The sequence below is a fragment of the Parvibaculum sp. genome (assembly GCF_049672805.1).
Lineage (GTDB): Bacteria > Pseudomonadota > Alphaproteobacteria > Parvibaculales > Parvibaculaceae > Parvibaculum.
Window position 1 is genome coordinate 1 of the sequence record NZ_JBATWS010000026.1, and the last position, 3,744, is coordinate 3,744.

Annotated in this window: 3 protein-coding genes; 1 reads left to right on the forward strand and 2 read right to left on the reverse strand. The window is 58.8% G+C overall.

Annotated features, from left to right (window positions below; all coding sequences use genetic code 11):
- Window positions 1-180: 180 nt before the first annotated feature.
- Together WBF74_RS00920 and WBF74_RS00925 are read right to left on the reverse strand one after the other, a co-directional pair.
- On the reverse strand, window positions 181-1,872 hold the full coding sequence (locus WBF74_RS00920; protein ID WP_424433915.1) for an alpha/beta fold hydrolase: 1,692 nt from the start codon (window positions 1,870-1,872) through the stop codon (window positions 181-183).
- 145 nt (window positions 1,873-2,017) lie between these two features.
- Complete coding sequence (locus WBF74_RS00925) at window positions 2,018-2,443, reverse strand: DUF1330 domain-containing protein (RefSeq protein WP_424433917.1); 426 nt, start codon at window positions 2,441-2,443, stop codon at window positions 2,018-2,020.
- Between the two features lie 185 nt (window positions 2,444-2,628).
- Between WBF74_RS00925 and WBF74_RS00930 the strand changes: the two genes are divergently transcribed.
- A complete protein-coding gene (locus WBF74_RS00930) occupies window positions 2,629-3,702 on the forward strand; it encodes a DUF2855 family protein (RefSeq protein WP_424433919.1) in 1,074 nt (357 codons plus the stop codon).
- Window positions 3,703-3,744 lie beyond the last annotated feature (42 nt).

Here is a 3,744-nt window from a genome sequence, read left to right on the forward strand (position 1 = left end):
GGCGAGAGGCGCGATCAGTTCGATATTGGCGCCAATGCCGTTGAAGAAAAGCAGGGGGCGTCCCGGCCCCTTGCCTTCCCAAACGGCGGTCCGGAGGATGTTCGACCCCACCCTGACATCTCGATAAACAGGCTTTCTGTCACTCATACGGGGCCGACCTTTCGACTCACTTGGTGAAACTCAGCCTAATACATAAGTGCCCGGAGCGGGATCCATAGGCTTGAATTTGCGGGAGCCAAGTTTTTTTGGTGCCGGAATCTCTTCCCCGGAGCGTTCGTTGAGCCAGCCTGCCCAGCGCTCCCACCACGAACCCTGCACTTCCGTGGCGCTGGCGGCCCATTCGTCTGCCGTGGGCGGAAGAGTATCGTTAACGAAGTATTTCGCCTTTGGGTTCCCGGGGGGGTTCAGGATTGCCTGAATATGGCCGCTGTTTGAAAGAACGAACTCGCGCTTGCCGCCAAGCATCTGTGTGGTTCGATAGCATGCTTTCCATGGTGTGATGTGGTCCGTCACACCGCCCACGATGAAGGCATCAATATCCACCTTTCCGAGATCAATCGTTTCGCCAAGGATGCTCTCCTTGCCCGGGTTGGCGAAGGGCTGCGTTTCGTAAAGCGAGAGATAGTCCGAATGCAGAGCAGCGGAGAGGTTTGTGGAATCATTGTTCCAGTAGAGAACATCGAAAGCAGGCGGCTTCTGGCCGTGAAGATAATTATTCACGACATAGTTCCAGATGAGATCATTGGGTCGCAGCCAGGCGAAAACGCGTGAGAGGTCAGAGCCTGCCAGCACACCCTTCTTCGCAGATCGCTTGCGCGCCATTTCGATACCGCGCTTCGTGACAAGCACGCCCACGTCGCTGTCTTCCATGCGCGGATCAAGCACACAGACCCAGAAGGTGACGGAGTTGACGCGGCGATCACTCTTGGCAGCGAGATAACTGAGCAAGGTAGCGGTGGTGATGCCGCCGGAGCAGCCGCCGGAGATATTGACCTTTTCCGAACCTGTGATGGCGGTGACAACCCCGATCACATCCACGAGTGCTGCGACATAATCAGCGAGCCCCCAGTCGCGATGCTCCGGCCCCGGATTGCGCCAGCTCACCACAAAAACCTGAAAGCCCTGATCCACGAGATAGCGTGACATGCTTTTCTCGGGCGTCAGATCGAGGACGTAATATTTGTTGATCTGGGGCGGCACGAAAAGAAGCGGCATGGCGCGCACATTGCCGGTTTTGGGCGTGTACTGAAGAAGCTCCAGCATCTCCGTGCGATAGACGACAGCCCCTTCGGTCGTCGCAAGGTTCTCGCCTACCTTGAAGGGGGTCTTGTCCACCTGCGATGGCATGCCGTTATTGTGACGCAGATCGTCAAGCATATGGCGCAAGCCCTGCACCAGCGAGAGGCCGCCCGTATCGACAGCAAGCTTCACCGCCGAGGGATTGCCCGGCAGGCTGTTCGTCGGTGCGAGCGCATCAATCATGATGTCAGCCACCAGCATAGCGCGGCCATGCTCGATCGGATCGAGATCGAGAGATTTGATGAAGGCGTGCATCTCGCTCTGGAAGGCGAGCCAGCCCTGCATGACGCGGCGATAGACCGGGCTTAACTGCCAGGCGCGATCCACGAAGCGGCGATCCTTCTGCTCCGGCGCAAATTTCGCCTCGCCGCCCAGAATGTCCACGACATTGCGGCCAAAGGAGCCGACATGCTGCATGAAGGTGAAGGGATTGCGGGCCACACCACCGATGATTGAACCGATGGCTGCCAGCACATCCTCGCGGCTGATGCCGACAATGGGGCTGAGCACATTGGGCGTTTCCGCTGCCTCTTCGGCTATCCCCGCACCGATATCGTCCCTCCGCCTCGCCATCATGCCCTCCCCGGCCTGTTTCTTCTGCACCCGTCCTTCCCTCCCCGGAAGGCTGCCCCGGACGCTCTCTTTCCGTTACGGCAGAACGGTATGATGCGCTGCGCGCGCAATGGCTACAAGGCCAAAGGAGAGAGGAAGAGCCGGATCAGCCGCCCAGCAGGGTGTTGACACCGATATTGAGCTGGCCCGCGAGCCCGGCTTCGCGATGGACCTCGATGGCCCTGTATTCCGGCATCATCACCATATCGAAGAAGGTCTTGCGGGAAGGATACCGGACAAGCGCAACCTGGTCCCACAGTTCTTCGACATGGCCGATCATCAGCCCGTCAACCGCGCCCGCATAAAGCATCTTGCCGCCAAGCCCCTCCACGATCTTTTTCACCTCGACGCCATAGCGCGCATAGGCCTCAAAGCCGCTCAGATGGGCGTCACGTCCATCAGGATAGGCCGCCCGCTCGCGGAATTTCAGCAGATTGACCATGACGACGGGACCATCCTGATCCGTGCCGGCGCGGGCGAAGAACTCTTTCATCTGCTCGTCGCTCGGGTGGTTCGCGTTTTCGACTTTCATCAGCGTCTCCCTGCCCCTCCCGATTGACGACGGGACGGGATCAATTATATTGACATTACCAGTGTCACTTTATCGGCGGTTTCCCGAGGCCGGTCAAGCGAGCTTGTCGAAGCGGATTTGCAGGGCGTCCGCGCCCGGAATATGAGACGATGCGCGCTCATTGATGCGGCTCGGGAGGAGACCAGATGAGCATTCATATCCGGGAATTTGTGGTCAATCGGCAAGACCTTGGAAAAAGCCGGTGGACCGACAGGACGGCCAGCCTCGGGGCCGGACAGGTTCTCGCCGAAATCGAGAAATTTGCACTCACCGCCAACAACATCACCTATGCGGTGGCAGGTGACATGCTCAACTACTGGTCGTTCTTTCCCGCCGAAGCGGGCTGGGGAAAGATCCCGGTCTGGGGTTTTGCGCGTCTTATCAAATCAAACTGTCCGGCCATCGCGGAAGGCGAGCGCATTTACGGCTATCTGCCTATGGCGACGCATCTTGTGATGCAGCCGGAGAAAATCAGCGCCGGGAGCTTCCTCGATCTCTATGAGCAGCGGCGGGAATTGCATCCTGTTTACAACAACTATGTTCGGGTGACGGGCGAACGGGCCCATGAGGATCTCGAACCGATCCTGCGCCCGCTCTACACAACATCTTTCCTCATCGATGACTGGCTCGCCGACAACAGTTTCTTCGGCGCAAAACAGGTGCTGAGCATCAGCGCCTCGTCAAAGACGGGACTGGGCCTTGGTTACTCGTTGCATCAGCGCCGCCCCTCCGGCCCCGCCGTGAGCGGCCTTACATCGGCGCGGAACAAGGGCTTCGTCGAAGGCCTCGGCTTCTATGACAAGGTCGTCACCTATGACGAGATCGAGAGCCTTGATGCCTCCCTTCCTACGGCGGCGGTTGATTTTGCGGGCGATGGGGCGGTGCTCTCTGCCATCCATCATCATTTCGGCGACAGGCTCGTTGAAAGCACGGCAGTCGGCATCTCGCACAAGGATGCACCCCGCGCGCCTTCCAGTCTGCCCGGCGCCGCACCGCGCTTCTTCTTCGCGCCTGATCAGATGAAAAAGCGCACGGAGGAATGGGGACGTGAGGGCTATGAGAAGCGGCTTGGCGAGAGCTGGAACGCATTTGCGGCAGCATCATCCAGATGGATGAAGCTTGAGCGAGGAGCGGGCGAAGACGCCATTGCAAAAACCTATGCGGACATGCTGGCGGGAAACATCGACCCTTCGCGTGGGCATCTGCTGTCACTCAAATAGACGATCAATCCGGGGGGAAACGATAATGGCACTTGAAACACC

Coding starts and splice junctions, on each gene's coding strand:
- WBF74_RS00920 (WP_424433915.1), bottom strand. CDS start 1,872: ATGGCGAGGCGGAGGGACGATATCGGTGCGGGGATAGCCGAAGAGGCA.
- WBF74_RS00925 (WP_424433917.1), bottom strand. CDS start 2,443: ATGAAAGTCGAAAACGCGAACCACCCGAGCGACGAGCAGATGAAAGAG.
- WBF74_RS00930 (WP_424433919.1), top strand. CDS start 2,629: ATGAGCATTCATATCCGGGAATTTGTGGTCAATCGGCAAGACCTTGGA.